The sequence below is a fragment of the Rhodococcus qingshengii JCM 15477 genome, assembly GCF_023221595.1.
In the GTDB taxonomy this organism is placed as follows: domain Bacteria; phylum Actinomycetota; class Actinomycetes; order Mycobacteriales; family Mycobacteriaceae; genus Rhodococcus_F; species Rhodococcus_F qingshengii.
The window spans coordinates 404268-430459 of the sequence record NZ_CP096563.1 but is presented as its reverse complement, the minus strand read 5'-3'; the positions used below and the strand labels follow the sequence as shown (position 1 = coordinate 430459).

At 60.8% G+C, this 26192-nt stretch carries 27 protein-coding genes, 1 tRNA gene and 1 other RNA gene; 17 read left to right on the top strand and 12 right to left on the bottom strand.

The window, feature by feature from the left end; all coding sequences use genetic code 11:
* Nucleotides 1-4: 4 nt before the first annotated feature.
* Nucleotides 5-904, bottom strand: coding sequence for a TauD/TfdA dioxygenase family protein (locus M0639_RS01990; RefSeq protein ID WP_064073544.1), 900 nt, complete (start codon nt 902-904; stop codon nt 5-7).
* Between the two features lie 30 nt (nt 905-934).
* Nucleotides 935-1909 carry a quinone oxidoreductase family protein gene (locus M0639_RS01985; protein WP_003943928.1) on the bottom strand — a complete coding sequence of 325 codons (975 nt, stop codon included), beginning with the start codon at nt 1907-1909 and terminating at the stop codon, nt 935-937.
* A 200-nt stretch (nt 1910-2109) separates the two neighbouring features.
* Here M0639_RS01985 and M0639_RS01980 point away from each other — a divergent pair, with 200 nt between their 5' ends.
* Nucleotides 2110-3114 carry an AraC family transcriptional regulator gene (locus M0639_RS01980; RefSeq protein ID WP_007731570.1) on the top strand — a complete coding sequence of 335 codons (1005 nt, stop codon included), beginning with the start codon at nt 2110-2112 and terminating at the stop codon, nt 3112-3114.
* Here M0639_RS01980 and M0639_RS01975 read toward each other — a convergent pair.
* A complete protein-coding gene (locus M0639_RS01975) occupies nt 3107-4132 on the bottom strand; it encodes a YeiH family protein (protein ID WP_172403520.1) in 1026 nt (341 codons plus the stop codon). The two genes, M0639_RS01980 and M0639_RS01975, sit on opposite strands and share 8 nt — an antisense overlap.
* A gap of 122 nt (nt 4133-4254) precedes the next feature.
* On the opposite strand from M0639_RS01975, the gene M0639_RS01970 reads away from it, so the two are divergent.
* Entirely contained in the window at nt 4255-5163 is a 909-nt protein-coding gene (locus M0639_RS01970) for a LysR family transcriptional regulator (RefSeq protein WP_064073545.1), read from the top strand.
* Nucleotides 5164-5170: 7 nt separating this feature from the next.
* Here the strand turns inward: M0639_RS01970 and M0639_RS01965 are convergent, their stop codons facing one another.
* From M0639_RS01965 to ffs, 4 genes are all read right to left on the bottom strand, one after another.
* Entirely contained in the window at nt 5171-5752 is a 582-nt protein-coding gene (locus M0639_RS01965) for an HhH-GPD-type base excision DNA repair protein (protein ID WP_003943868.1), read from the bottom strand.
* An 18-nt stretch (nt 5753-5770) separates the two neighbouring features.
* On the bottom strand, nt 5771-7126 hold the full coding sequence (locus M0639_RS01960) for a glycosyltransferase 87 family protein (RefSeq protein ID WP_064073546.1): 1356 nt from the start codon (nt 7124-7126) through the stop codon (nt 5771-5773).
* Nucleotides 7127-7224: 98 nt separating this feature from the next.
* Nucleotides 7225-8517, bottom strand: a complete 1293-nt coding sequence (locus M0639_RS01955) for an aspartate aminotransferase type Ic (RefSeq protein ID WP_003943985.1) — start codon at nt 8515-8517, stop codon at nt 7225-7227.
* Nucleotides 8518-8558: 41 nt separating this feature from the next.
* Nucleotides 8559-8658: signal recognition particle sRNA small type (gene ffs, locus M0639_RS01950), an RNA gene on the bottom strand.
* 136 nt (nt 8659-8794) lie between these two features.
* On the opposite strand from ffs, the gene M0639_RS01945 reads away from it, so the two are divergent.
* The 4 genes from M0639_RS01945 (at nt 8795) to M0639_RS01930 (ending at nt 11680) form a co-directional block, all read left to right on the top strand.
* Nucleotides 8795-8882, top strand: a tRNA-Ser gene (locus tag M0639_RS01945).
* Between the two features lie 358 nt (nt 8883-9240).
* On the top strand, nt 9241-10506 hold the full coding sequence (locus M0639_RS01940; protein ID WP_064073547.1) for a Fic family protein: 1266 nt from the start codon (nt 9241-9243) through the stop codon (nt 10504-10506).
* 26 nt (nt 10507-10532) lie between these two features.
* Nucleotides 10533-10805, top strand: a complete 273-nt coding sequence (locus M0639_RS01935) for a hypothetical protein (protein WP_054800548.1) — start codon at nt 10533-10535, stop codon at nt 10803-10805.
* Nucleotides 10806-10861: 56 nt separating this feature from the next.
* A complete protein-coding gene (locus M0639_RS01930; protein ID WP_064073548.1) occupies nt 10862-11680 on the top strand; it encodes a pentapeptide repeat-containing protein in 819 nt (272 codons plus the stop codon).
* Nucleotides 11681-11741: 61 nt separating this feature from the next.
* Here M0639_RS01930 and M0639_RS01925 read toward each other — a convergent pair whose 3' ends face one another.
* Nucleotides 11742-12050, bottom strand: a complete 309-nt coding sequence (locus tag M0639_RS01925) for a DUF6191 domain-containing protein (RefSeq protein WP_007731580.1) — start codon at nt 12048-12050, stop codon at nt 11742-11744.
* Nucleotides 12051-12184: 134 nt separating this feature from the next.
* Here M0639_RS01925 and M0639_RS01920 point away from each other — a divergent pair, with 134 nt between their 5' ends.
* Both M0639_RS01920 and M0639_RS01915 read left to right on the top strand, forming a co-directional pair.
* On the top strand, nt 12185-12856 hold the full coding sequence (locus M0639_RS01920) for a response regulator transcription factor (RefSeq protein WP_064073549.1): 672 nt from the start codon (nt 12185-12187) through the stop codon (nt 12854-12856).
* A gap of 39 nt (nt 12857-12895) precedes the next feature.
* Nucleotides 12896-13675, top strand: coding sequence for a helix-turn-helix domain-containing protein (locus tag M0639_RS01915; RefSeq protein WP_003943809.1), 780 nt, complete (start codon nt 12896-12898; stop codon nt 13673-13675).
* A 22-nt stretch (nt 13676-13697) separates the two neighbouring features.
* On the opposite strand, the gene M0639_RS01910 is transcribed toward M0639_RS01915, so the two are convergent.
* Nucleotides 13698-14987, bottom strand: coding sequence for an MFS transporter (locus M0639_RS01910; protein WP_064073550.1), 1290 nt, complete (start codon nt 14985-14987; stop codon nt 13698-13700).
* A 26-nt stretch (nt 14988-15013) separates the two neighbouring features.
* The gene (gene argE, locus M0639_RS01905; protein ID WP_064073551.1) at nt 15014-16201 is read right to left on the bottom strand and encodes an acetylornithine deacetylase; all 1188 of its coding nucleotides are present in this window, start codon (nt 16199-16201) and stop codon (nt 15014-15016) included.
* 111 nt (nt 16202-16312) lie between these two features.
* On the opposite strand from argE, the gene M0639_RS01900 reads away from it, so the two are divergent.
* The 5 genes from M0639_RS01900 (at nt 16313) to M0639_RS01880 (ending at nt 20546) form a co-directional block, all read left to right on the top strand.
* The gene (locus M0639_RS01900; RefSeq protein ID WP_064073653.1) at nt 16313-17380 is read left to right on the top strand and encodes an Lrp/AsnC family transcriptional regulator; all 1068 of its coding nucleotides are present in this window, start codon (nt 16313-16315) and stop codon (nt 17378-17380) included.
* Nucleotides 17381-17431: 51 nt separating this feature from the next.
* Nucleotides 17432-17992: a TIGR03086 family metal-binding protein gene (locus M0639_RS01895; protein WP_050656464.1), complete on the top strand. Its 561-nt coding sequence runs from the start codon at nt 17432-17434 to the stop codon at nt 17990-17992.
* A 51-nt stretch (nt 17993-18043) separates the two neighbouring features.
* Nucleotides 18044-18652, top strand: a complete 609-nt coding sequence (locus M0639_RS01890) for a TetR/AcrR family transcriptional regulator (RefSeq protein ID WP_019746515.1) — start codon at nt 18044-18046, stop codon at nt 18650-18652.
* 1 nt (nt 18653) lies between these two features.
* Entirely contained in the window at nt 18654-19550 is an 897-nt protein-coding gene (gene gluQRS / locus M0639_RS01885) for a tRNA glutamyl-Q(34) synthetase GluQRS (RefSeq protein ID WP_042447725.1), read from the top strand.
* Nucleotides 19551-19805: 255 nt separating this feature from the next.
* On the top strand, nt 19806-20546 hold the full coding sequence (locus M0639_RS01880; RefSeq protein ID WP_003943863.1) for an EAL domain-containing protein: 741 nt from the start codon (nt 19806-19808) through the stop codon (nt 20544-20546).
* 28 nt (nt 20547-20574) lie between these two features.
* Here M0639_RS01880 and M0639_RS01875 read toward each other — a convergent pair whose 3' ends face one another.
* Nucleotides 20575-21228, bottom strand: coding sequence for a DUF4190 domain-containing protein (locus tag M0639_RS01875; RefSeq protein WP_030535740.1), 654 nt, complete (start codon nt 21226-21228; stop codon nt 20575-20577).
* 130 nt (nt 21229-21358) lie between these two features.
* Here M0639_RS01875 and M0639_RS35060 point away from each other — a divergent pair, with 130 nt between their 5' ends.
* The 3 genes from M0639_RS35060 (at nt 21359) to M0639_RS01860 (ending at nt 23907) form a co-directional block, all read left to right on the top strand.
* Entirely contained in the window at nt 21359-22081 is a 723-nt protein-coding gene (locus tag M0639_RS35060; protein WP_064073552.1) for an RDD family protein, read from the top strand.
* An 8-nt stretch (nt 22082-22089) separates the two neighbouring features.
* Entirely contained in the window at nt 22090-23055 is a 966-nt protein-coding gene (locus M0639_RS01865) for a DUF2189 domain-containing protein (protein WP_207624207.1), read from the top strand.
* A gap of 117 nt (nt 23056-23172) precedes the next feature.
* Nucleotides 23173-23907 carry a queuosine precursor transporter gene (locus tag M0639_RS01860; RefSeq protein WP_030535741.1) on the top strand — a complete coding sequence of 245 codons (735 nt, stop codon included), beginning with the start codon at nt 23173-23175 and terminating at the stop codon, nt 23905-23907.
* Here M0639_RS01860 and tgt read toward each other — a convergent pair.
* Complete coding sequence (gene tgt / locus M0639_RS01855; RefSeq protein ID WP_007731594.1) at nt 23898-25187, bottom strand: tRNA guanosine(34) transglycosylase Tgt; 1290 nt, start codon at nt 25185-25187, stop codon at nt 23898-23900. The genes M0639_RS01860 and tgt overlap by 10 nt on opposite strands.
* Before the next feature lie 192 nt (nt 25188-25379).
* Here tgt and M0639_RS01850 point away from each other — a divergent pair, with 192 nt between their 5' ends.
* Nucleotides 25380-26171 carry an enoyl-CoA hydratase/isomerase family protein gene (locus M0639_RS01850; RefSeq protein ID WP_020723626.1) on the top strand — a complete coding sequence of 264 codons (792 nt, stop codon included), beginning with the start codon at nt 25380-25382 and terminating at the stop codon, nt 26169-26171.
* Nucleotides 26172-26192 lie beyond the last annotated feature (21 nt).

Below are 26192 nucleotides of genomic sequence, written 5' to 3'. Positions count from 1 at the left end.
GAGATCAGAACGGTGCGTCGCCGATGATTCCGGCGCGCTCCATCTTTCGAACCGCGGGCCAGTAGTCCTGCACCGCGTAATGCTGTGTCGAACGGTTGTCCCAGATCGCGACGCTGTTTTCGCTCCAACGCCACCGAACCTGGTACTCGGGAATCTGAGCCTGGCTCGCCAGGTAAGTGAGCAGATTCCCGGCGCCGGGGGCGTAATCGATTCCATAGCGGACGTTCTCGGGCGTGTGATAGTTCACGAGGTGTGTGGCGAACGAATTGACGAAGAGAATCTTCTCGCCGGTCTCCGGATGTGTTCGTACCACGGGATGTTCGGCGTCGGGAAAGCGTTCCTTCAGCTGGTGCCGCTGTTCGATCGGCATCCGAGCGCCAAAGGTCGACTCGATACTGTGCCTGGCACGCAGATCCTTGATCTGCTCCTTGACCCGCGCCGGCAGATTCTCGTAGGCGAGTGTCATGTTCACCCAAATCGTGTCGCCGCCGACAGGAGGTGTTTCCACACAACGCAATACACATCCCATGGGCGGGTTAACGCGCCAGGTGGCGTCGCAGTGATATGCATTCTCGAAATGCTCCGGCGGGCTGTCCAGATCCTTGTAGATGCGGACCAGGCCCGGGTGGTCGGGGTCGCTGCCCAGAGCCGGATGATCCTCGAGTTCACCGAATCGCTGGGCAAGTTCTACGTGCTCGGCTTTGGAGAAGGTCTGGTCGCGAAAGAACAGAACCTTGTGTTCGAGCAACAATGCCTTGATTTCGGCGAAGAGTGCATCATCTCGCGCGACCTCGCCGAGATCCACCCCGGACAACTCTGCCCCGATCGAACAGGTCAATTTCTCGACGCGGATCGTATTCCTCGACGAGGGAAGGTTTTCTGTGAGCGTTGCGGTGTTGGTCATGACAATTCCTCTGGGAAGTGCTGTTTCGGTTCAGACGGAGAAGACGGAGGAACCGATACTGCGACCGGACTCCATGTCGTGGTGCGCACGCACCGCATCTTCGAGGGGGTACCGCTGGTTGATCTCGATCTTGATTCGCCCGGACTCGACGTGTGAGAACAGTTCGCCCGCCAGTTCGGCACGTTCTTCGGGATCCGCGATGTAATCGGCGAGAGCCGGACGTGTGAGGAAGAGTGATCCCTTGACTGCCAACTGCATTGCCTGAATCGGCGGAGTCGGTCCGGACGCCGTTCCGAAGCACACCAGCAGCCCCCGCCTGGCAAGGCAATCGAGAGAGATGTCGAACGTGGATTGCCCGATACTGTCGTAGACAACCGGCACGCCGACGCCCCCGGTGATCTCCTTGACACGCGCGACGACGTCCTCGCGGGTGTAGATGACGACTTCATCGCACCCGTGAGCTCGGGCAACGCTCGCCTTCTCGTCGCTCGACACCGTTCCGATCACTTTGATTCCCAACAGTTTTGCCCACTGGGTGAAGATCAGTCCAACCCCGCCCGCCGCAGCATGTAGCAACACGGTGTCTCCCGCTTTCAACGGGTAGATGCGACGCAGAAGGTAGGCGGCAGTCAGTCCTCGCATGGTCATGGCGGCCGCGGTGTCGAAGGCGATGCCGTCGGGTAGCGCGATCAGGTCGGACGACGCCATGATCCGCTCGGTGGCGTACGCACCCAGCGGACTGCCGGTGTAGGTCACACGGTCCCCCACTGCAAAATCGACTACTCCCTCGCCGATCTCTTCGACCACACCGGCGCCCTCGACGCCCATCCCGGCAGGCAATTGCGCAGGATAGAGGCCACTTCGAAAGTAGGTGTCGGCGAAGTTCAACCCCACCGCTTCATGACGAACCCGAACCTCTCCGGCGCCCGGTCGTCCTACCTCGATCTCTTCCCAACGCATGACGGACGGTGTGCCGATCTCGTGGAACCGAATGGCGTTTGCCATCAATGCTCTCCAATTCTGTGGGCGGGCTCGACTCGATTACGGTCGAGCTGTATTCGTACGCAACAACTTCCAGAAGTCGGTGCTCGGCTTCGTGGTCGTGCCGAACTGATGTGAACAAAACTATGTGAGATCCGGCTCACATGCTTAACTTGACGAGACACACAACACAACATTTCGGGACATCGAGTAAAGGGGGCCCTATGAAGCCACTCGCCCGCTACGCGTCACTGAACCGATACGTCGACCTGTGCCGAACAGTGGACGTGGACGCTGTGGCCCTCATGAGAAGTGTCGGCCTGAGCCCGGCAAGCCTGGCGAACCCCGACCAATGGGTACCGGCCGCCTCCATCGCATCGCTCCTGGAGCGATCGGCAGCGGAGTCCGGACACGAAGACTTCGGGCTTCTACTCGCCGGCCTGCGTCGACTGTCCAATCTCGGTCCCCTCAGCTTGGTCATCAGGGAAGAACCAGACGTCAGGAGCGCGCTCGACGTATTGATGCGATACGAGCACACGTACAACGAGTCATTACGCATTCGATTGAACGAGGTCAACGGACTCGCCACCCTGCGAATCTCGCTCGAGGTCGGCGAACCGGTCGACACCAGACAGAGCGTCGAACTCGCAGTCGGCGCGACGCTGCAGATCCTGCGAAGTTTCCTGGGTTCTCGATGGCAACCGGTCAGCGTGGGATTCACGCACAATGCCCCGAAAGACACGAGCACGCATCGGCGAATCCTCGGCGAGACGGTGGAATTCGATCACGAGTTCACCGGCATCGTTTTCTTCGCCGCCGACCTGGATGCGGCTAACCAACTTTCCGACGAGTTACTCCGGCCGTACGCTCGCCAGTTCCTCGACTCGCTTCCCGCCTCGGAAACCTCCGATACCCTCAGCCGCACCAAGGAATTGATCGAAGTTCTGCTTCCGACCGGCCGCTGCTCTGTCGAGCAGGTGGCACGCAGTCTCGGATTCGACCGGCGGACACTGCACCGTCATCTCGCCGAATCCGGAGATACGTTCACGGCCGTTCTCAATTCGGTTCGAAGCTCCCTCGCGGAACGATTTGTCTCCAACCCTCGCTATTCGTTGACCGAAGTGGCTGTGCACCTCGGGTTTTCGACGCAGGGTAGTTTCTCGCGCTGGTTTCGCACTCAGTTCTCGATGAGCCCGAGCGCGTGGCGGACTCAGCGCTCGATCAGCTGACCAGCACGACTCCGACGTAGGCGATCGTTGCCACCCACACAGTGGAAATCGCGGCCAGCACGAATGGCCGGGCGCCAACTCCACGAATGACGCTCAACCGCACCCCCAGCCCGAGTGCGAACATCGCGGCCGCCAACAGCGCCGTCTGCACCGTCTTCGCCAGCCCCAGAAGCTCATCCGGCAAGATGCCCGTGGAGCGCAAGCCCATGCAGCCGATGAATGCCACGACGAACAACGGAATCAGCGGGGGACGCTTGGCGGCAGTGCTGTCGACCATCCTGCGTTGCCGGATACTCAGAAATGCCATGACCGGCGCCAACATCAACACGCGCGCAAGTTTCACCACGGTCGCGACACCCAACGCGGTGGCGCCGAGAGCGCTGCCGGCAGCCACCACTTGCGCCACTTCGTGGATCGACCCACCGGCCCACAAGCCTGCACCGACCTCGTTCATACCGAAAGCGTTGGCCAACAGTGGGATTGTCGGAATCATCAGAGTTCCGAAGATCACCACCAACGCAACAGCGGTGAGCAACTCTTCCTCTCGCGCATTCACCACACCGTCCGCAGCAGCCACGGCGGCAGCGCCACAGATCGAGAAGCCGCAGGCAATCAGAATTCTCTGCGACCAACTCAATCCGAGAAGTTTTCCGGCATACATGGTCCCGGCGATACCGAGGAACACAATCGCCACCACAACGGCGATCACTCCCCAGCCCAAACCGACGATGTCGGAGAACATCAATTGCAGCCCGAGCAGAGCGATACCCACCCGAAGTAGCCGTTTCGCCGAGAATGCCAGGCCAGGTTGGAATTTCGCCGGCAAAGAGACGGTATTCGCCAACACCGCACCCGCCACGATCGCAATCAGCAACGGACTCACGGCGGAGGTGAACTGACCGGCTATCAGCGCGACCGTGGCCCCCAAGGCGCACAACGCAACTCCGGGCACCAATGCAGCCACACTGGACCACCGTCGTACTTCTGACGAAGGTGCGACTGCGGGTTTCTCGGCCACGGACTTCACATCACGGTTCACTCATCCAGCGTCCTTGAGCCACCATCGCTCCGGTAGGGCGATTTCTACCATCACGGCATATCAAATCGATATGAACGTGAAGTTCGGTATAGCCTGTTTGCATGACCAGACGGTGGCCCGACCTCACCACTCTCGAGCTACTCATCGGCATCGATGATCACGGAAGTCTCAGTGCGGCAAGCCGTTCAGCAAACATTGCGCAGCCGAATGCCAGCCGCGCCGTCAAAGCCCTCGAGCGGCAGCTCGGGATGCCACTCATACACCGAAGGTCGACGGGGGCGACTTTGACTCCGCAGGGGACCGTCATCGTCCACTGGGCGCGCCGCGTCCTCGCCAACTCGAGGCAGCTTCTCGACGTCGCCGAAGGGATGCGGACCGAACGATCCGCGGAATTGACCGTGTGTGCCAGCATGACCGTCGCCGAACATCTGATTCCGGCCTGGCTCGGTATCTTTCGGTCACTACATCCTGGTGTCACCGTCCACCTTCAGGTCTACAACTCGACCCGCGTCCTCGAGGCTGTCGAGGTGGGAATGTGCGACCTCGGATTCGTCGAGTCACCGACCGTTCCGAAGAGCCTGTCCAGCGTCACCGTCGCGCGTGACTCGCTGGTCGTGGTCGTTCATCCGGATCATCCATGGGCGCGTCGACGAAAGCCGCTGACCGTCGCCGAACTGGCAGCGACGCCGCTGCTGGTGCGCGAGCCCGGATCGGGAACCAGAACGACTCTCGACCTGGCGTTACACGAATACGAGCGCGGTGCACCGTTGTTGGAACTGGGTAGTTCGGCCGCGATTCGAACCAGCGTGCTCGGTGGCGTCGGCCCGGCGGTACTGAGCACGCTGGCCGTCGAGGACCAGGTGAAGCAGGGAGAACTTCGGGTGGTAGCCGTCGAAGGCTTGAAACTCGACCGATCCCTGCGCGCAGTGTGGCGTCCCCCGCGTCAGCTCGAGGGTCCCGCAGGAGACCTGATGAAAGTAGTGCGTGCGAGCGGGTCCCGGAAATCCTGAAAGCGGCTTACTTCTTGTCGGCCTTCGCTGCTGCCTTTGCGGCCTTCTTGAACTCGCGGACCTCGAGCAAAGACTGTTCGTCGACCACGTCTGCAATCGAGCGCCTCGAACCTTCGAGCCCGTAGTCGCCGGCCGCTTGGCGCCAACCTTTCGGCTCGACGCCGATCTGTTTTCCGAGCAACGCCAGGAAGATCCGGGCTTTCTGATCCCCGTAACCGGGTAGGGCTTTGAGCCGCTTCAGCACTTCCTTGCCGTCGGGATTTCCCGAAGTCCAGATCGCCGCGGTGTCGCCGTCGTAGTTCTCGACGATGAACTGGCACATGAGCTGGATACGCTCGCCCATCGACTTGGGGAATCGGTGCACAGCCGGAGGCTCGGCACAGACGGCGATGAACTCGTCGGTGTCCATGTCGGCGATACGCCTGACGTCGATACCGCTGAGCCGATCCGCCAGCTTCTTCGGACCGAGGAAGGCCGTTTCCATCGGAACCTGTTGATCGAGAAGCATTCCGATCAACAACGCCAACGGGTCCTCGGCGAGGAGAGCATCAGCTTCGGGGTCACCGACAAGGTTCAGTTGAAGTGCCATGAGTCCGATACTGCCACGTCAGGCGGCAGTTGTGACCGGCGCCGACGCATCCGGGGCCGGAATCTTCCACTTCTTCCAGCCGAACAGAACCACCGTCGAGACCGCGGCAAGCGTGAAGACCCAGAGGTAGACGCCGACGGTCGGAATCCGCAGATACTCGGGCGGCACGAACATGAACAGGCCCATTCCGATGAAGCGATCCGTACCCGGAATGACCGACGGGTCCCACCAGGTGTGAGACCAGTTCAAGACCGGGAGCAGGAAAACGAACGGCGCCACCCACGCCCAGCGCTTCTTCGACACCATCGCGTAGTGCGCGGCGAGGACGACCAGCGGGACGAACCACACCCAGTGATGGCCCCACGAGAACGGCGAGACAGTGGTCGCAGTCAACCCCGTCATGGTGAGGCCGAGCAATTTCTGGCCGTGCCGGTGAGCAATCCACGCGGCACCGAGTCCGAGGCATACCGCCAGCGCACTGAAGACTAGAACCAGGACCCGCGACGGCGTCGGAGTGTGAGTGAGCTGAGCGATCAGACCGGACACGGACTGGTTGCTCGGAGCATCCGTCGGTCCGACGCGTTCGCTGTCGACAAGAGTGCCGGTCCAGTACTTGTACGCATCGTTGTAGATCACGACGAAGCCGATCGCAACGGTCGCAGCGAACGTCACGACGGCCGTCACCAACGCACGCCATTGACGAGTGATGAAGAGGTACGCCCAGAAGAAGGCCGGAGTGAGCTTCACGCCGGCGGCGATGCCTGCCCCGATTCCTCGGAGCCGACTCTTCTCGTCCCGACCGAGGTCCCACACGATCAAGAGCAGCAGGAAGATGTTGATCTGCCCGAGCCAGAGCGTCGTACGTATCGGTTCCATGAACAGAAAGATCGTCGTCGCCAACGCACTCACGGCGTACGCCTTCACGTCGAGCCGATAACCGAGGTACTTCCAGCACAACAAGATCACTGCGAACAACGCAGCGATGTTCAAACCCGTCCACACAACAATCGCCTGTTTGAACGAGAGCACCGCCCACACCGTGAACAGCAAAGCCGCAAACGGGGTGTACGTGAACATCATTCCGTCCAGGACTGGCCCGTCGTACAACGGAAGGCCCTGAACCACAACGCTGCCGCCGTGGCGGTAGACGTCGAGATCGAGGAAATTTTCGAAGATCCCCCAGTACCGCGTATTCATCGGCACGGCGAAAAGAACCATCAGCACGGACGCGACTGCCAGAACACCGAGTACAGAGAATCCGAGAACACCGACACGGAGGGTGCGTCGCGGTATGTCAGCTTCGATGACCGACTCTGATTTCGCGGTGTGCGCCTCGAAAGAAGGCCCATCCGAAGCGTTGATCGCGCCCGTCACTACAACCTCCGGGATTTACACCCTATGTCGGGAATTGATGCTCCGAACGGTACAAGACAAGACCGAAAAGTACCGACCGGGCACGCCGCTTCGAGAACTCAGATCTCGGAGAGACGCGATTCGGTAGCTGCGAGCAGAACACACGTAGCCACGCCGTCCATGGCAACTTCGAGTTCAGCCTTGGACGGGAAGCTCGGGGCCAACCGGATGTTCCGGTCATCCGGATCCGTGCTGTACGGGAAAGCCGACCCGGCAGCGGTGAGCGCGATACCCGCGTTCTTCGCCAGTTCGATGACCCGCTTGGCCGTGCCGTCGACCACGTCGAGGCTGATGAAGTATCCGCCCTTCGGCTCGGTCCAAGACGCGACCTTCGATGCACCGAGACGATCCTCGAGGATCCGCAGTACGAGCTCGAACTTGGGCGCGAGGAACGCGCGATGCTTCTCCATGTGCGCACGAACGCCGTCGGCATTGCCGAAGAAACGCAGGTGGCGAAGCTGATTGACCTTGTCCGGTCCGATGCTCTTCTTGCCCAGGAACTTCTGGTACCAGGCAAGGTTTTCCGCCGAGCTACCGAAGAAGCTCACACCAGCGCCGGCGAAAGTGATCTTGGACGTCGACGCGAACACGAGCGGACGGTTGGGGTGTCCGGCCTCCGCTGCCATCGAGAGAATGTCGTAGGAAGGCGCAGTCTCGCCGACAAGCGGATGTACGGCGTACGCGTTGTCCCAGTACAGGCGGAAGTCGGGCGCGGCCGTCGGCATCGACGCGAGCGTACGGACAATTTCTTCGGAGTACACGGCACCGGTGGGGTTCGCGTAAACCGGAACCGCCCACATGCCCTTGATCTGCGGATCTGACGCAACAAGTTCGGCGATCTTGACGACATCCGGGCCGTCGTGGTTCATCGGCACCGCGATCATCTCGATGCCGAGGGACTCGGTGATCGCGAAGTGGCGGTCGTAGCCCGGTGCCGGGCAGAGAAACTTGATCTTCTCTTCCTGTGCCCACGGCCGGGCCGAATCCGGTGTGCCATGAAGCAGTGAGAACACGACGTTGTCGTGCATGATCTCGAGGCTCGCGTTGTTTCCGGCGAGAAGGTTCGCAACGGGGATACCCAGCAGCTCGCCGAAGATGGCGCGCAGTTCCGGCAGACCGGTGAGTCCGCCGTAGTTACGGCAGTCGGTGCCGCTTCCGTCACGGAAATCACCGTCGCCGGGCAGCGTCAGCAGCTCTGCGGAAAGGTCGAGTTGTTCCGGGGAAGGCTTACCGCGGGTCAGATCGAGTGCGAGCTTCTGCGCCTGGAGCTGCGTGTACTTCGCGCTCTGGCTCTCATGCTCGGAGGTGAGTTCTTCATGGCTCATCAACCCGATCTGGGTTTGGATAGGCATCCGGAGCGGCCTTTCACCGACGAGGCGGGGTCGGGTATGTGAAAAAATAGAGGACCCCGCGCACCCGGCAGAGCCCGTTGACCCTTGCTGCCTTCCGGCCCTGGGGGAGTTCACAGGATGCGCGCCGCGCGGGATCCAATGAACAGTGTAGACGGCTTTCTCCGGCCGCTGCACACCACCTACCGGGGCCGAGATGCAAACCTCGAGTTCCACCGGTTCTTCGCAGGTCAGGTACCCGTTTAACGCTTCGCGCCCGCAATTGGGTATGCTGCTCCACGGAGGATTCGCCTAGTGGCCTATGGCGCTCGCCTGGAACGCGGGTTGGGTTAACGCCCTCAGGGGTTCAAATCCCCTATCCTCCGCCAAAGGAACCCCTGTGAACTGCTGAGAAGCGGTTCACAGGGGTTCTTTTCTGTCCTCATGCAACGAGTAATGCAACAGGGTCTCGGTTCAGCTCGATGTTCTGCGAGCTCAGACGGTCTGCCGACTCGTGGTGGTTTCGATCCCGCAGCGCGCCGAATCGGAATGCTGCTGCGTGATTTCGAGTGGCCCGCCGATGGCCCGAACCCGATTCGGGAAGCTATGGCCACATCTGCTCCTGCAGCCCGCGTTGGTCATGAAATGACACCCGCGCCGCAAGTCTTATTTATCCAGATCCCATTCTGGATAAGATAGGCATGGAAAGCAAGGCGGCAATATAGCGTGGATACAGGGAGAGACCAGATGGCGTACAGGACGTTGAAATCGATCTTTCACCAACGAGATCGTGCTGGTGCCGATGCTGAGGAGCGAGCGCGACGCGATTCTCCCGCCGCCGTCCACTGGGACCTACTGATCGGCGAACACTCGACGTTCGCACTGATGACACCCGAAGTCGCAGCGCTGATCGAACGGATCATGAGCTTCGAGCCGAAGATCCGGGCTGAGTGGAACGGGCTGCCGGCCCTCGCGCGCACCCACTACCTGCATCGCATGGTGATCGACGAGATCCAGGCAACGAACGAGATCGAACAGGTCCGCTCAACCCGGAAGGAGATCAGCGAGGCAATCGAGATGGTGTGGGCGGAGCAACCCCTCGCGAACAAGCGGTTCGCCGAGATGGCGCGGCTCTATCTCAATATCGGCAACGACCAGGCCGAGAGTCCGCAGACGCTCGACGACATCCGAGACGTCTACGACGCGGTAACTCGGGGCGAGATTCGCGACGAGGACGCCCCCGATGGGAAGCGGTTCCGGCAAGGGCCAGTATCGATCACGTCAGGAATCAAGGTCGTGCACACCGGTGTGGTACCCGAGTCAGCGATCGACGACGCGCTGACCCTCATGCTGAGCCAGGGGGGCGACGACTCGATTCCACGACTGATCAGGGCAGTGGTCGCGCACTTCATCTTCGAGTACACGCACCCGTTCTACGACGGCAACGGCCGAACCGGACGCTACCTTCTCGCGCTGGACCTTCGACAGGTGTTGGCTCCGTATGCGAGCCTGGCATTGTCGGCGACCGTCGCCGACAACAAGGATCGTTACTACAAAGCATTCTCTGACGCGGAGAATCCATTGAACCGCGGAGATCTGACGCCCTACCTGATCGATATGCTGGAGATCATCGCCGAGGCGCAACATCGACTGCTGCTCGACCTCTCCGAGAGGCGGCATAAGATCGACACACTCGAGGCGCGTATCCGCGTTCTGGTGGAGGATGAGGAATTTCCGCTGAACTTGGGACTCGATCGCGAGTCGACGCCGCCGGTTGATAGCAACCACATCGGCGCAGTCCTGTTCACCCTGGGTCAGACCCACTGCTTCGAGGCGAACCGCGCCATCAAGTTGAACACCCTGGTCGAGGTGGTGGGTCGATCCAGCCAGTTCGCCCGCCCGCGACTTCAGCGCCTGGACGATGCCGGGATCATTGAGACGGTTACGAAGAGACCGCTGCGCTTCCGGCTCACGGCACGGGGGGTATCGCTCCTCGATCTGGATGGGGAGTGATTTTCGCCAGGTCGCAGATGGGCTAGGTGGCGATTGGGCGCACGATCGACGTTTCCATTCCCACTCGCGAATGGAGTGCAGAGGCCGCAACATTTGTGGTCTTCGTCGGCGCACTGGTTCTGCCGCCGGGTACCGCACGGCGATTGGTTGCAGCGAGCTGGGCCGTCCACCCGATTTTCGACCTACTTCACGAGCGTGGTCCAGAATCACGTCTGCCGGATTGGTACCCCGCAATTTGCGCGGGATACGACCTCGGAACCGCTGGACTTCTTGCTGCCGAACCACGCAATTTCGTTTGACAGACTCACAAACCCGAGGACAGACTTTCCGTCCAACCCAACCATCGGGAGTACGCGTGATTGCCGGCCAGACCAATCTGCTCGCAGATTGCAGCAGTTGCTTCGGTCTGTGCTGCGTCGCACTCCCCTTTTCCAAGTCCTCCGACTTCGCGACCAACAAGAATGCCGGCGACCCCTGCAAGAACCTGCAGCAGGATTTCCGTTGCGGCATTCACACCGGATTGCGAAAGAAGGGCTTCACCGGTTGCACCGTCTACGACTGTTTCGGTGCGGGACAGAAGGTTTCACAGCAGACCTACGACGGCGTCAGCTGGCGTGATGCCCCGGAGACCGCGTCAGACATGTTCGAAACCTTCCCTGTCATACGCCAGTTGCACGAACTGCTCTGGTATCTCGCCGAAGCCCGCTCGCTGAAGCAAACCCACTCGATACGAAAGGAACTCGACGCTGCACTCGCAGAGACGGAAAGCCTGACCAACGGCACACCTTCGCAGATTCGAGCCGTCGACGTCTCAGCACACCGAGCGGCAGTCAACACACTGCTCTTGCAGACGAGTAACCTTGTGCGCTCACCGATCTCAACCAAGAAGGGTCGAAAACTCGACCACCGCGGCGCAGACCTCATCGGCGCCAAATTTCGTGGTTCCGATCTACGTGGGGCCAACTTTCGCGGGAGTTACCTGATCGGTGCAGACCTCCGCGACTGCGAACTCGATCGAGCCGATCTGATCGGTGCAGACTTACGCGGCACCGACATTCGCGGCACAAAACTCCGCGGCAGTATCTTTCTCACTCAGTTCCAGATCAACGGGGCGATCGGCGATTCGGCTACCACACTTCCCGATTCACTGACCCGCCCCAGCCACTGGGCCTGAACCCGACTGTCAACTCCGTCGTCTGTCGGCGACTGTCAACTCCGTCGACTGTTGACGACTGTCAACTCCGTCGACGGAGAACGACCTTGTTAGCTTCCGGATCGACAGACACCCACGGCGGGTCACCGTCCGTTCCGTCCTCACGATGCATCAATGCGCTCTGACGCTGTTCGAATTCATGATGCTTGGACCCCTGAAACAGGGCAGCAACCTCTTCGAAGCCCGCGGCCGAGACCGGACGAGTCGTACGTCCCCGAGTCCACGGCAGTGCCCGGCCGCCGGTGAGCCGGTTCCAGAGAGTCTCGGCGAAAGCGAACAGGACCAGCAGCACGAGCAAGCCTGGCAGCGTCAACGCGAACAGAGTGCCCATGAAAGAAGTCTAGCGACGAACGCCCCCGGTTCCCTCGACTTCCGATCGGCCGCCCTATGTCTGGTCCCGCGGTCGATGATCTGCCAGAATGCAAGCTGTTACGACTAGTAACACCTTCGGGGGGAGGATTTCACGTGAGCTTGATACTTGCAGCTACCGACCGTTCGGAGCTTGCCCAGACACTCGGTACCGAATTAATACATTTCGGGCACCAGATACAGCTCGTCCGCACCGGGCGCCGCCTACTCGATGACCTGGACACCGACAGTTTCGATATCGCCGTGATCGATCTCCTTCTGCCGGACATCGACGGCTACGAGATCGCACGGCAGATCCGCTTGCGCAGTTCGATGCCGATCATGATGCTGGTGGATACCTACGAGGACATCGACGAAGCACCACATCGCGCTGTCTCGGACTTTGTGCTGAACCCGATCGATTCTCACGCGCTCGATCTTCGGGTCACCGCAATCCTTCGTGAAACCGCACATCCCGCCCCCGGCAAACACCAACGTCACGGTGACCTGCTCCTCGATCGACGTGCGATGACGGCGACGATGGGCGGAAAGCTGCTGGTCCTCAGCCGGACAGAATGGCGGGTGCTCCTGGAGCTGTCGACCGAGCCTGGGCGCGTGTTCTCACGTGATCACCTGATCCGAAACGTGTGGGGTTCCGACCACGAAAGGACGCGTGTAGTCGACGCAACCATTCTCAGCCTGCGGTCCAAACTCGAATCCGATCCCGCGAAACCGAAGTACATCAAAACCATCAGGGGATTCGGATACCGCTTCGGCCCGGTCGACTGAAGTCGCCTTCGTGTCGGTGCCGCTCGATAAGCTCTTGTCATGGGTTGGTACACACCACAATCGGTCGCCCCGGATCTCTCCGACATCCTGGTGTGTGGCTGGACGGCGTGCGCAGAAGGAGAACACCTCCTCGTGCCCGATGCTTGCATGGACGTGCTGTGGATACGCGGCGTCGGCATACGCGTCTGTGGCCCCGAAACCGCTGCATGGTCATTCACTCTTCCGCCCGGAACACGCTCCGTGGGTGTTCGATTCCGCCCTGGATCGGCATCGCCGATGTTGCGAACCTCGGCGTCCGAGCTTCGGGATTCTCGCGCCGATCTCAGCGATGTAACCGACGCACGCACGGAACGAATACTGTTGAACCGCTTGGAAAATTCCGAAGACCACGAACAGGTCTCCATCCTCGAAAGCGCTGTTCGGAGTTGGGTAAGTTCGAGTTTCCGTCACGATCCGGTGATCAACCACGTTCGCACCGCACTGTCCGAACATTCGTGGAATGTCAGCTCTCTCGCCGACGCGGCGGCACTGACTTCGCGCCAACTCCAACGTCGATGCAACGACGCCTTCGGATACGGCCCGGCAACGCTGCGCTCGATCCTGCGCCTCCAGCGCTTCATGGCGCTCGCTCGCAGTCGACCCGCGCTGGGACTCGCTGAATCCGCAGCGCACTGCGGATTCAGCGATCAGGCCCATTTGACTCGTGAATGCCGCCGAATCTCGTCACTGACCCCGGCAGCTCTACTCCGAACTCAAGCCCCCGACTGGCACGGGTCGGATACCGTCGTCGCGCTAGCAGAGGGAGACGCGGTCGCGTAATCCCGACCGCGCTCCCCCGCCGTCACTTCTGCCTGAAAAGCGTTCTTGCCGACCACAGCCCGCCGAGGGAGAGCACTGCGACGGTCATGTAGTAGTAGCTCGGGGCGTCGAGCGAGCCTGTTGTACTGATCAACCAGGTCAAGACCAACGGCGCGATTCCGCCGAGCAAGGTCACTCCGAGGTTGTACGACAATGACATGCCGGTAGCCCGGATCTCTGCCGGGAACAGCGAACTCATCAAGGCAGGCAAGGGACCGAAGGCAAACGCCATGATGACACCCAGGACCGAAACAACCAGGACGAGGGTCAGAGTCGACGGGTGATCGACCATCAATTTGAAGAGCGGCCAGGCCAAGACGATTGCCGCAACGGCGGCCCAGGTCATAACTCTCGCCGGTCCGACCCGGTCTGCAAGATGCCCGATCAACGGCACGGTGATCAAGGTGACCAGTCCGGCGACGATGCCGCCGAGATAGCCGGCAGAGGCGGAAACTCCGAGGTTCTTCACGGCAAACGTCGGCATGTACAAGATGAGATAGATCGAGATCGTCGCGACGCCCACTACTGCGGCACCGGTCAGCACCCGGCCGAGATGCCTGGTCAGCGTCGTCTTCAGCGGAGCCTTTTCCGGAACACTCGTCTTGAAATCGTCCGTTTCGTCAAGCTTGGCACGGATGTAGAGTCCGACCGGCCCGACGATGATGCCGAAGAAGAACGGAACGCGCCAGCCCCACGAGTAGAGCGCTTCATGCGAAAGGTGAGTGTTGAGCACGTATCCGAACAGCGATGCCAGGAAAACCGAGGCACCTTGGCTGGCAACTTGCCAGGAAGAGTAGAACGCCTTCTTGTGTGGCGCAGTCTCCACGAGGAAGGTTGTAGCAGTACCGAATTCACCGCCGGCGGAGAATCCTTGAATGAGACGCGAAACAAGGATGACGACGCCCGCCCACGGTCCGATCATCGAGGTCGTCGGCGCCACGGCCATGATGAGCGTGCCGATCATCATCAGCATCATCGTCAACGTCAAGGCGTTCTTGCGCCCGCGACGGTCGGCATAGCTTCCGAGAACCATCCCGCCAAGCGGCCGGATGACGTACGAGATCGCGAACGTCGCGAACGTCAGTATCAAACCGAGCGTGTTGTCGCCGCCGGGAAAGAAATTATGGGCGATCACCACTGCGAATGATGCGTAGACGATGACGTCGAACCATTCGAGCGCAGCGCCGAGCGAACTGCTGATCACCGCCTTGCGAGCAGCGGCCAGGCGTTCCGGGGTGACTGTTCCGGAGGTTGGCGTAGTTGCCGTGGACATGGTTTTCCTTAGGGGGTCAGGGTGGGTCAGGCGCGGGCGTGAGCGATGACGTTCCGAACGAACTGCTCGCACTGTGCCAATTGGTCAAGTGTCACGTACTCGTCAGGTGCATGCGCCTGAGTGATGCTTCCCGGCCCACACACGACAGTGGGGATACCGATACTCGCGAACATCCCGGCCTCGGTGGCGTACGCGACCTTTTCGTCCGAGGCCCGACCACCCCATTGTTCGACCAGTGCGGCCGCCGAAGCATTCGCATCCGTCTCCAGGGGAGGAACCGAGGCCGACACGTGCATCGTCACGGAGGCTGACGGGTTTTCTTCCTGCATCAGGTTTTCGATCCGATTCGCCTCGGCGGCAAAGCGTTCGAGCAAATCTGCGGCGCCAGCTGAGCTGATGCTCCTGAATTCGAAAGTGATGGAGCAATCCTCGGGGACAGTGTTCACTGCGATCCCGCCGGATACGAGATTGACCGAACACGTCGTCCAGGCCACGTCGAATGCGTCGTCGTACGGGCCGGACGCACGGAGCTCGTCGGCCGCGCTTCTGACGAATCGAATCAACTCCGCGCCGTATTCGATCGCGTTGACTCCTTGCGGAGTGAGCGACGAGTGCGCCGAAACACCATGCAGATCAACACGTATGACGTTCATCGACTTGTGTGCGCGAATGACCCGCATCTCTGACGGCTCTCCGACGACGCACACATCAGGGCACAGGTTCCGGGAAACAACCTCCTCGACCAACCCGGCCGCACCGATGCAGCCGACTTCCTCGTCGTAGGAGAATGCAAAGTGAATAGGCTTCGCCAGCGGCCGAGCAACGATGTCGGGGATCGCAGCGACGACGATCCCGATGAACGACTTCATGTCGCACGTGCCACGTCCGTACAGGCTTCCGTCGCGAACGTCGGGCGCGAAAGGGTCGCTACTCCAGTCTTGATCGTCGACCGGCACTACGTCTGTATGGCCGGAGAACATCACACCGCCGGCAGTACTTCCGTCAGGAGGAGTGAACGTTGCCAACAAGTTGAGCTTCGTTCCCTCGTCATCGGCAACAAGTACCGGCTCGACCCCATGGCGACGTAGTTCCGCCGCAATGAGATCGATCAACGGTCGATTGCTCACGGCACTCGTCGTATCGATTCCGATGAGGCGTTGCACCCACTCGAAGCTTCTCTCTGTCGGAACAGCGGGCAACGTGGTCGATGACATCTGGTTTCTCCTTTCACAGCATGAACGCGGTGGGCACTCGCCACCGCGTTCTGCCCTTCGAGCATGAATGAAGTGATCCCAGACACAGTGGAGATGCACGATACTTGCACCATGATCGAAGAAACGCAGGATTCCGCCGTACTGGACGACGTCGACCTCGCCCTGATCAATTGCCTGCAACTCGACCCGCGAGCGTCGTGGCGCACGGTTGGCGACGCGCTCAAAGTGGATCCGGTTACCGTGGCTCGCCGCTGGCAGCGGTTACAGGATTCCGGCACCGCCTGGGTCTCTGCCAGGGCAACCGGCCATGGCCGTCCGGAGTCGTGTCTGGCTTTTGTCGAAGTCGACTGCACGACTTCGAACGCGTTGACGATTGCAGAACGACTTGCCCGCTGGCCGCACGTACTGAGCGTCGAACACACAAGCGGCCCAGGCGACTTGACACTTCTCGTCGAGGTCAGAGACATGGCTTTCCTGTCGCGCTTCCTGCTTCGGTCGCTCGCGTCGGTACCCGGGATCGTCAGTTCGCGTGCACACCTCGTCACCGAGGTCTTCGCGATCGGAGACGACTGGAAATTGCAGGTACTCGATGCCGCGCAGCGAGCGACGATGACAGACCGGCCTGTGCGATACAAATACGCGCCGACGGATCAGCGCCATCACGGGAAGACGTTCGACGCGGTCGATCGCCAATTGATATTGAAGCTGGGCGAGGACGGTCGATCCTCGATTGCCGAGCTCACGGTCGGTACCGGCCTCAGCGAAAGTACGGTCAGGCGGCGACTTGCCGAATTGACGTCGCGCAACCAGATCGTGTTCCGCTGCGACGTGTCTCTACCGCTGTCCGGCTGGCCCCTCGTGACCTGGGTGTGGGGATATGTCGATCCCACGGACCGGTCGACGATTCGTGCCCTGGTGGAGCGAGTGCCGGGAACGCGGGTGTGCATGCGGATATCCGGTGGACGCGCCAACACACTGCTCGCGATCGCCGCACACTCCCTTCGCGAAACTCCCATTACCGAAGTACAACTCGCACAAGAGGCACCGGGCCTGGTGGTGCTGAACAGGTCAGTGGTGCTGCGATCGATGAAGAGGGTGGGCCGACTTCTCGACGACGAGGGCAAGAGTGCCGGGGTCGTACCGATGGACATCTGGGCGGAAGCCCCGGAGATCGAGTGAATGTCCGAAATAATCAATCACGATGCGCTGTGGCGGTGAAGGATTGTTGTCATGACTTCAACAGAGATCTCCCCCGCCCAGCGTTATCGGGATCTGGCTGCCGGATTCACGGCCCGGATCGACGCCGTACCCGCCGACCGCTGGGACGACGATTCCCCCTGCGAGGGCTGGACCGCCCGCGACGTGGTGAGACACGTGCTCGACAGCGAACGAGACATGGTCAAGGTAGTCGGCCTGGAATTGGCACCCGGTCCGTCGGTCGACGACGACCCGTCGGCAGCCTGGGCGGCCGTCCGCAATTCGATGCAGGAAATTCTGGACGATCCGGCAAAGTCCACCCTGGAATACGACGGACACTTCGGCAGGACCAACCTCGGGGCCACGGTCGAGGGGTTCTTGTGTTTCGATCTGGTCATCCACGGTTGGGACCTCGCGGCCGCAACCGGCACCGATACGACGATGCGAGACGCGGACGTGGAGTGGGTGTCGGAGATCGCCGCGGGCCTGGGCGAGTCGATCCGCATGAGCGGTGTGTGCGGCCCGGAAATACAGGTTCCGGACAACGCTGACAAAGCGACGAAACTCCTTGCCTTCCTCGGCCGGAAGGCGTGAAAAAGCACCCCTGACGTGGGCATTACTTCCATACGCATGTAATGTCGCGGTATGCCGGAACGCCGAAAATCCTCCACGAGTCCAGACCTGCTTGCGGCGGCATTGTTCGATGTCGCCGCGGAATCCGGACTGGAAAATGCCAGCGTTCGCGAGGTCGCAAAACGGGCGGGTGTCTCGATCGGCGCAGTGCAACATCATTTCTCGACCAAGGACGAGATGTTCGCATTCGCACTGCGAACACTCGTCGATCGATTGTTGACGCGACTGGCCGAATCGTCCGCCGACGCAGACCCGCATACCGCCCTGTTCCAGGCACTCTCGCAACTCCTGCCCCTCGACGAGCAACGCACGCGTGAGGCGCATGTGCTCGCCGCGTTTGCCGTGCGCGCCGCAACCAGTGAGTCACTCTCCGAAATCCGCCGGACAACCCTGTTCACAATCCGCACCGGCATCTCGACAGTTCTGATCGGCATCGGAACTCCGGAAGCGGAAACCAGAGCGGCACTTCTGCTTTCAACCGTCAATGGATTGGCACTCGACGCACTCGGAAGCCCCGCCATGTATCCGCCGCAGTACCTCGATCACGCTTTGGAAACCCAGATCCGCCTCACCCTGCACGACGCCGAGAACCCGCTCGCCTCCGTCGGGCTCGCCAGCTGACGTGGAAGGAGCAGGACGCTTCGCGCCGAGTCCGTCCGGCGATCTCCATCTGGGAAACCTCCGGACTGCCCTCCTGGCCTGGCTGTTCGCCCGCACCAGCGGGCGCGACTTCCTCATTCGGGTAGAGGATCTCGACCGTGTCCGCCCCGGCGCGATGGAACGACAACTCGACGATCTGCGCAGGCTCGGCCTCACGTGGGACGGCCCAGTCGTATTGCAGTCACACCGTCTTCCCTTGTACCACAAGGCTATCGACCAATTGCGCGAGCGTGACCTGACCTATCCCTGCTTCTGCACACGCAAGGAGATCCTGCAGGCACCGTCAGCGCCCCATGCTCCAGACGGCGCCTACCCCGGCACGTGTCGGAACCTTTCGGAGGCCGAACGCGCCGAGAAATCGGCAAGTGGCCGATCTCCCGCGCTGAGGCTACGGGCCGGCATCGACTCGTTCACCGTCCATGACGAACTGTTCGGCGAGGTGACGGGACCAGTCGACGACGTCGTCCTGCTCCGCGGAGACGGGGTGCCCGCTTACAACCTTGCCGTTGTCGTCGACGACGGTGCACAGAACATCGACCAGGTGGTTCGCGGCGACGACCTCCTGACCTCGGCTCCGCGTCAGGCATACCTTGCCCAGCTGCTCGACATCGAACCACCGTCGTACGCCCACGTTCCTCTTGCCTTGAACAGTGAAGGCAAGCGACTCGCGAAGCGCGACGGCGCAGTGACTCTGGCAGATCAACTCGAGGCCGGACGCAGTACCGAGCAGGTTCTGACGATGATCGCGTCGAGCATCGGTCTCGCCGAACCCGGCGAGGTTGTCACACCACCCCAATTGGCGGATCGATTCGACTCTCGCAAGATCCCCCGGACCCCGTGGATTTTCCCGGCGAAGTAAGTGACGTATCAATCGGTGCCTCGTCGGAACAAAACTACGATTGTCCGATATGACAAAGCCGTCCGCAATAGCTATTCGTTGGCAATTCTCGAATAGTGAAGTACGGTCGAGACTGGCGAAGGAAATTCAGGGCGAGTTGTTCCTGCAAAACCACGCCCGGGATCTGAACCTGGAATCCGACCACAGTACCCACTTGCAGCATCCACGCTGACACGCACGTGCGGCACGGGCGACTCAGGACGAAAAGGAATACGCATGGTCCGCGAGCTTCGCGAGGCACTCGACGACCATCAATTCGAGGTGTTGTATCAACCCCAGGTCAATCTGAACTCGTCAGCAATTATCAGCTATGAAGCTCTTTTGCGTTGGCGCCATCCGCTGCGAGGGTTGATCGAACCTCAAGATTTCATGCGCTCCGCCGAATCCTCTGGGCTCATCATTCCCATCGGGCTACAAGCTCTGGAAATGATTTGTGCCCAAACAGCGTCGTGGCCTGAGCACATGATGGTCGCGGTCAACTTTTCGCCTCGCCAACTCGCTACCCCGCACGCCGCTCACGAGATCCTCGGAGCGCTCGACAGTTCACAAACGCCACTGAGCAGAATAATCGTGGAAGTCACCGAACTCGGCGTCGTAGGCCGGCATGCCGCCGAGACTCTTCACGTCTTGCACAACGAGGGAATTCGAATCGCGCTGGATGATTTCGGGGCGGGCTTCGCGTCCTTCTCCGCATTGTCGGAATTGCCGCTCGACATTCTCAAGATCGACCAATCCTTGACCTGGGCTGTCAGCGCAGCGGGTCGTGCTGGAGACCGCGCCTTCATGGTCATGGAGTCCATCGCCGACATCGCTCGGAAGCTAGGGCTTGATTCGATCGCAGAGGGCGTCGAAACCGCGGAACACGCAGCCAACGTCTTGCGGGCCGGCTGCGACATGGGCCAGGGCTATTACTTCGGCAAGCCACTTCCTGCGTCGTCCGTCGTCACTCCCGTGTGAGCGCTCGCCACTTCAGCACGACGGCACTTCAGTACGACGACGATGCACTCGCTATGAGTGCGACCACGAGAATCACGGCAAAAATTGCCAAGAAGGCCGCGCCGACCGCAATTCCGGCTATCGCAAGCCCGCGCCCCTGTTGACCTGTCTGCTTGATCTGATTGAGCGCGACAATTCCCAGAATGATTCCGACGATTCCGCCGAGACTGTAGAAGCAACCACCCGCAAGCGATACAACCAGCGATGCAATTGCGAGACCATTGGTGCCGACCGGCTGCATCGGCGGTGCGTACCCACCCGCGAATTGATTCGGTTGACCGTACGGGTTCGGAGGTTGGCCGTACTGAGGCTGTCCGTATTGAGCCTGTCCGTATTGTCCGGGTTGCTGATATTGATTCTGCTGATATTGATTCTGCGGTCCGAAATTCTGCGGCGGCAGGTACGGGTTCGGTTCACCGATTCCGCCCGGCTGGGGGTTATTACCGGGCGGGTTGTACGACGGCGGTGGATAACCCGGGTACTGCTCGTTGGGAGTGGTATATCCGGGAACTTCAGGTGAAGACTGCGTTTCGGACGGGGACACGCCGTACCCCTCAGGAGGCAGGCTCGGAAATTCTCCGTACCCAGGTTTTGCCTGGTAATCGCTCGAAGAATCGTCGTTGTTGCCCCCGGAACTCGTCATACAACGCAGCCTAAACCACAGGTGACCTCCGAATCCAAGTGAGCAGATGTCATCCACATCGCTCTTTGATCCCAGTAGGGTCATATCCACTGTCACACTCGAGCGCGATATTTACGACTGAGGGGAACACATGACAACCGGTGGGTACGACCCCAACCAGAATCCAGAAGGCGGGAAGCAATTCCCACCCCAGGATCCATATGGCCAGCAGGGAACACCTCCTCCCGGAAGTTACCCACCACCCGCAGGCCCCCCGCAGGGCGGTAGCTACCCGCCGCCTCCACAGGGCGGAAACTTCCCGCCCCCTCAGGGTGGCAACTACCCGCCTCCCGGTGGATACCCGCCGCCGCCCCAGGGCGGAAACTTCCCGCCGCCTCCGCAGTTCAACGACCAAGGTGCGTACGGCGGAGGAAACCGGCTGCCTTCGGGTGCTCAGCCGGGCGATCTGTGGATTCGACTCGGTGCCCGCATCATCGACGGCATCATCGTCGGCGTCATCGCCGCGATTCTGGCTCTATTGGTCAGTGACTCCGACAGCTTGATTCTGGTCTCGGGACTGTTCTCGGGAATTCTGACCTTCGCTTACTTCATCGCAATGGAAGTAACGCAGGGTCGGACTTTGGGAAAGATGATTCTGGGCCTTTCAGTACACGGTCCGGGTGGCGCACCTCGCCCCTCCGTCCAGCAGTCTGCGATTCGCAACGCCTTCACGTTGCTCTCGATCATTCCGATCATCGGCGGAATCCTCGCGTTGGTCGCCTACATCGTCATCGCGGTCACGATCAACAACAGCCCCACCAAGCAGGGCAAGCATGACGAGCTCGCTGGTGGAACTCAGGTAGTCAAGGGTTAGGTGCGCATATGACAACCGGTGGGCACGACCCCAACCAGAATCCCGAGGACGGAAAGCAATTCCCGCCCCAGGATCCCTACGGCCAGCAGGGAACGCCTCCTCCTGGGAGCTATCCCCCGCCGGCGGGGCCTCCGCAGGGCGGAAGCTACCCGCCGCCTGGTGGATACCCCCCACCTCCTCAAGGTGGCAATTACCCGCCGCCAGGTGGATATCCGCCGCCTCCGCAGGGTGGAAGCTATCCCCCTCCCGGAGGCAACTACCCACCGCCCGGTGGATACCCGCCACCTCCCGGAGGCGGCAACTTCCCACCGCCGCCCGCCAATGACTACGGCGCAGGATTCGGTGGACCGCAGCTTTCCGTGGGCGCCGCAATTACCTACGGCTGGAACAAGTTCAAAGACAACGCATTGGTTTGGATCGGAATCTCGATCATCGCGTTCTTGATCGCCGGACTGATCCAGGGCGCTTTCAACGGTTTCGACTACACCAATACCGAATTCAGCGCGCTGTCGATCGTGGGTGGATTGGTCACCGCTATCGTCGGCTACATCATCCAAGCCGCATTCCTTCGTGGAGCGTTGAGCGAACTGGATGGAATCAAGCCGGCTTTCGGCACCTTCTTCCAATTCACCAACATCGGCGCAGTTGTTCTCGGCGGTTTCCTGGTAGCAGTGGCAACTTACGTCGGTTTGGCTCTCTGCATCATTCCCGGCATCATCGCGGCGTTCCTGCTCTACTACACGCTGACCTTCATCGTGGACAAGAATCAGGATGCGATTTCGGGCATCAAATCGAGTTACGCGTTGACCTCGTCGAACGTCGGGACATTGGTCCTGCTGGCGCTCGCTCTGATCGGTATCAACATCATCGGCGCGCTGCTGTGTGGAATCGGTCTTCTGGTGACGGCGCCCGTCGCACTGATCGCCAGCACCTACGCATACCGCGTGCTGACCGGCGGCCATGTAGCTGCCTGATCAGTTCGTTTGCATCACCGAAGGCCCTGCGGTTCCACGTGAAACCGCAGGGCCTTCGGTGTGTTCTGCGCAACTGGACGGTCGCCAACTCGCATCCGAGCGCCTTGTGGTGCTTGGATGACGGACGTGACAGCTCAGGATCAGCAAGACGAATCGACCCACGAAACCAAATTTGCGCACGTCAGCCGGGGTTATTACCCGACGATCGTCGCGCTCTTCACCGCAACGCTGCTGATCTCGAACGTGGCGGCGACCAAGGGGGTCGCCTTCTTTGCGGATTCCGACTTCTCGCTCGGTCCCTTGCAGATTCTGCCCATCATCACCGATGGTGGATTCTTCTTGTTCCCGCTCGCCTACGTCCTCGGTGACGTGCTCAGCGAGGTCTACGGCTTCAAAGCGACCCGACGCGCGATCTACCTGGGCTTCGGCGCACTGATTCTTGCCGCTGCGTGCTTCTGGATTGCAGTGCAACTCCCGTCGGCAGAGTTCTACGAGAACCAGGCCGCCCTCGAAACCGTGGTCGGTGTCATTCCCCGGCTACTGGTCGCAGGCTTGGCCGCCTACCTCGTCGGACAGCTACTGAACTCACTGGTTCTGGTCATGATGAAAAAGCGCATGCAGGAGAAGCATCTGTGGGCGCGACTGATCGGCTCGACCGTCGTCGGCGAATTCGCCGATACCCTCATCTTCTGTTCCATCGCGGCCGGTGTCATCGGCATCAGCACATGGGAAGACTTCATCAACTACGTGCTGGTCGGCTTCCTGTGGAAGACGCTTGTCGAGGTTCTGGTCATGCCGATCACCTACCGCGTCATCGCATACGTGAAGAAGCGCGAACCGACCTACGCCTGAGGTGCAGGCGTCTTCGCCGCGTAGAACTTTCCGAGCATGTCTGCCTTGAAGTCGTGGAAGTACCCACCTTCGATGCTGGCTCGGATGTCGTCGACCAACTTCACGGTGAATCGCTCGTTGTGGATGGTGCAAAGCGTCGACGCGAGCATTTCCTTCGCCTTGAAGAGGTGATGGATGTACGCGCGGGTGTAATTGGCGCACGTGTAGCAGTCGCACTCGTCGTCGATAGGCGTGAAGTCACGACGGAATCGGCTGGTGTTGATGTTGAACCTGCCGGAGCGGACGTAAATCGCAGCATTGCGAGCAACACGCGACGGGTTGACGCAGTCGAAAGTGTCCGCGCCGTTCTCGATTGCGACGAAGAAGTCGTCCGGTTCACTGATGCCGAGCATATGACGCGGCTTGTTCTCGGGTAGTTCCTCGTTACACCAACGCACGATCGTTCCGAGGTTCTGCTTCTCGAGGGCGCCGCCGATGCCGTAGCCGTCGAAGCCGTATCCGTTCTCGCCTTCGATCGACTCGAGTCCGCGGCAGGCTTGACGTCGCAGATCTTCGTACTGCGCGCCTTGGATCACGCCGAAGAGAGCCTGATAGGGCTTGTCAGCGCGTTCGGCGGTGAGCTTCTCGTGTTCATTGATACAGCGGATCGCCCACGCCTGCGTGCGCTCGACCGATCGCTCCTGGTAGCCGCGGGTGTTGAGCAGCGTTGTGAGCTCGTCGAACGCGAACATGATGTCGGCGCCGAGCTGATGCTGGATCTGCATCGACACCTCGGGGGTGAAGCGATGCTTACTGCCGTCGAGGTGCGATTTGAACGTCACGCCCTCGTCGTCGACTGTCGCGAGACGCTCCTTGCCCTTCGCGATGACGTCGTCGGACTGCACACCGACGGCCTCCATCGCGAGCACCTTCTTGAACCCGACGCCAAGAGACATCACCTGGAAGCCACCGCTGTCGGTGAAGGTGGGCCCGTCCCAGTTCATGAACTTGCCCAGCCCGCCGGCCTCGTCGACGATGTCGGGGCCCGGCTGCAGGTACAGGTGGTACGCATTGGCGAGCAACGACTGCGCACCGAGTTCCTTCATGGACTCGGGAAGCACGGCCTTGACCGTGGCCTTGGTTCCGACAGCCACGAACGACGGCGTCGCGATATCGCCGTGCGGTGTGTGGATGGTTCCGGTTCGTCCGAGCCGGTCCTCGAGCCTGGTCCCAATGGTGAAAATCGACTCGGGACGCTTGTCGACGGAGGGCGCGGGCGGTGTCGGTACTGCAGAAGTCACGGGCTCAATCCTGTCACAGGAGCAAATATCGCCGTGATCACAGCGAAGAAAGTTCCTACGCGATCAGCATCCGACATTGGTCTACTGACCGAACCCGAGCGGTACCGCCGCGTGAGGGTCCCCACCATACTTCCCACTACACATCCCCCGGCTCGACCGGTTTACCCCGCCAACCCGCTGACAGGAGCTCACTTGACGAGACAGACCGGCCAGACCTACAACTTCGTCACCGTCGACGTCACAGACTCGATTGCCACCGTGACTATCGACAAACCTCCAGCCAACGCATTCAACCCCAGCATGATCGCCGAGCTTCTGGAGATACTGCCGGTACTCGCGTCGGACCAGACCGTCCGCGTCATTGTCGTGACGGGCACTGGACGGTTCTTCGTCGCCGGTGCGGACATCACCGTGATGCGCGAGCTGACGGAAGAAACTCAGCGCGCGATGCGCCCGTGGGTCGACGTACAGCGGATCCTCGAGTCGGCTCCCAAACCTGTCGTCGCGAAGATCAACGGGCACGCACTCGGCGGCGGAGCAGAACTGACGTTGGCCTGCGACTTCCGCATCATGGCGCAGTCGGCGACCATCGGCTTCCCCGAGATCGGACTTGGGCTTTTTCCGGGTGCCGGTGGCAGCCAGCGACTTCCACGCCTCATCGGGGCTCACCGAGCCAAAGTGCTCATGATCGAAGGCAAGCGCCTCAGCGCCGAGCATGCACTCGATATCGGCCTGGTCGACACCGTCGTTGCGGACGCCGACCTCGATGCGCATTGCGCTGACCTCGCACGCGAACTCGCGACGAAACCCACTGCCACCATCGGAATGATCAAACGCATTGTCGACGAGGGCATGTCGTTGCCGCTCGATCAAGCGCTGGATCTCGAATTCGAGGCAGTGCTCGACCTGATCAAGACGGACGACGCTGCTGAGGGACTTCAGTCATTCCTCGACAAGCGGTCCCCCACCTTCACGGGACGCTGACAGCTCCCATTTACCGAGAGG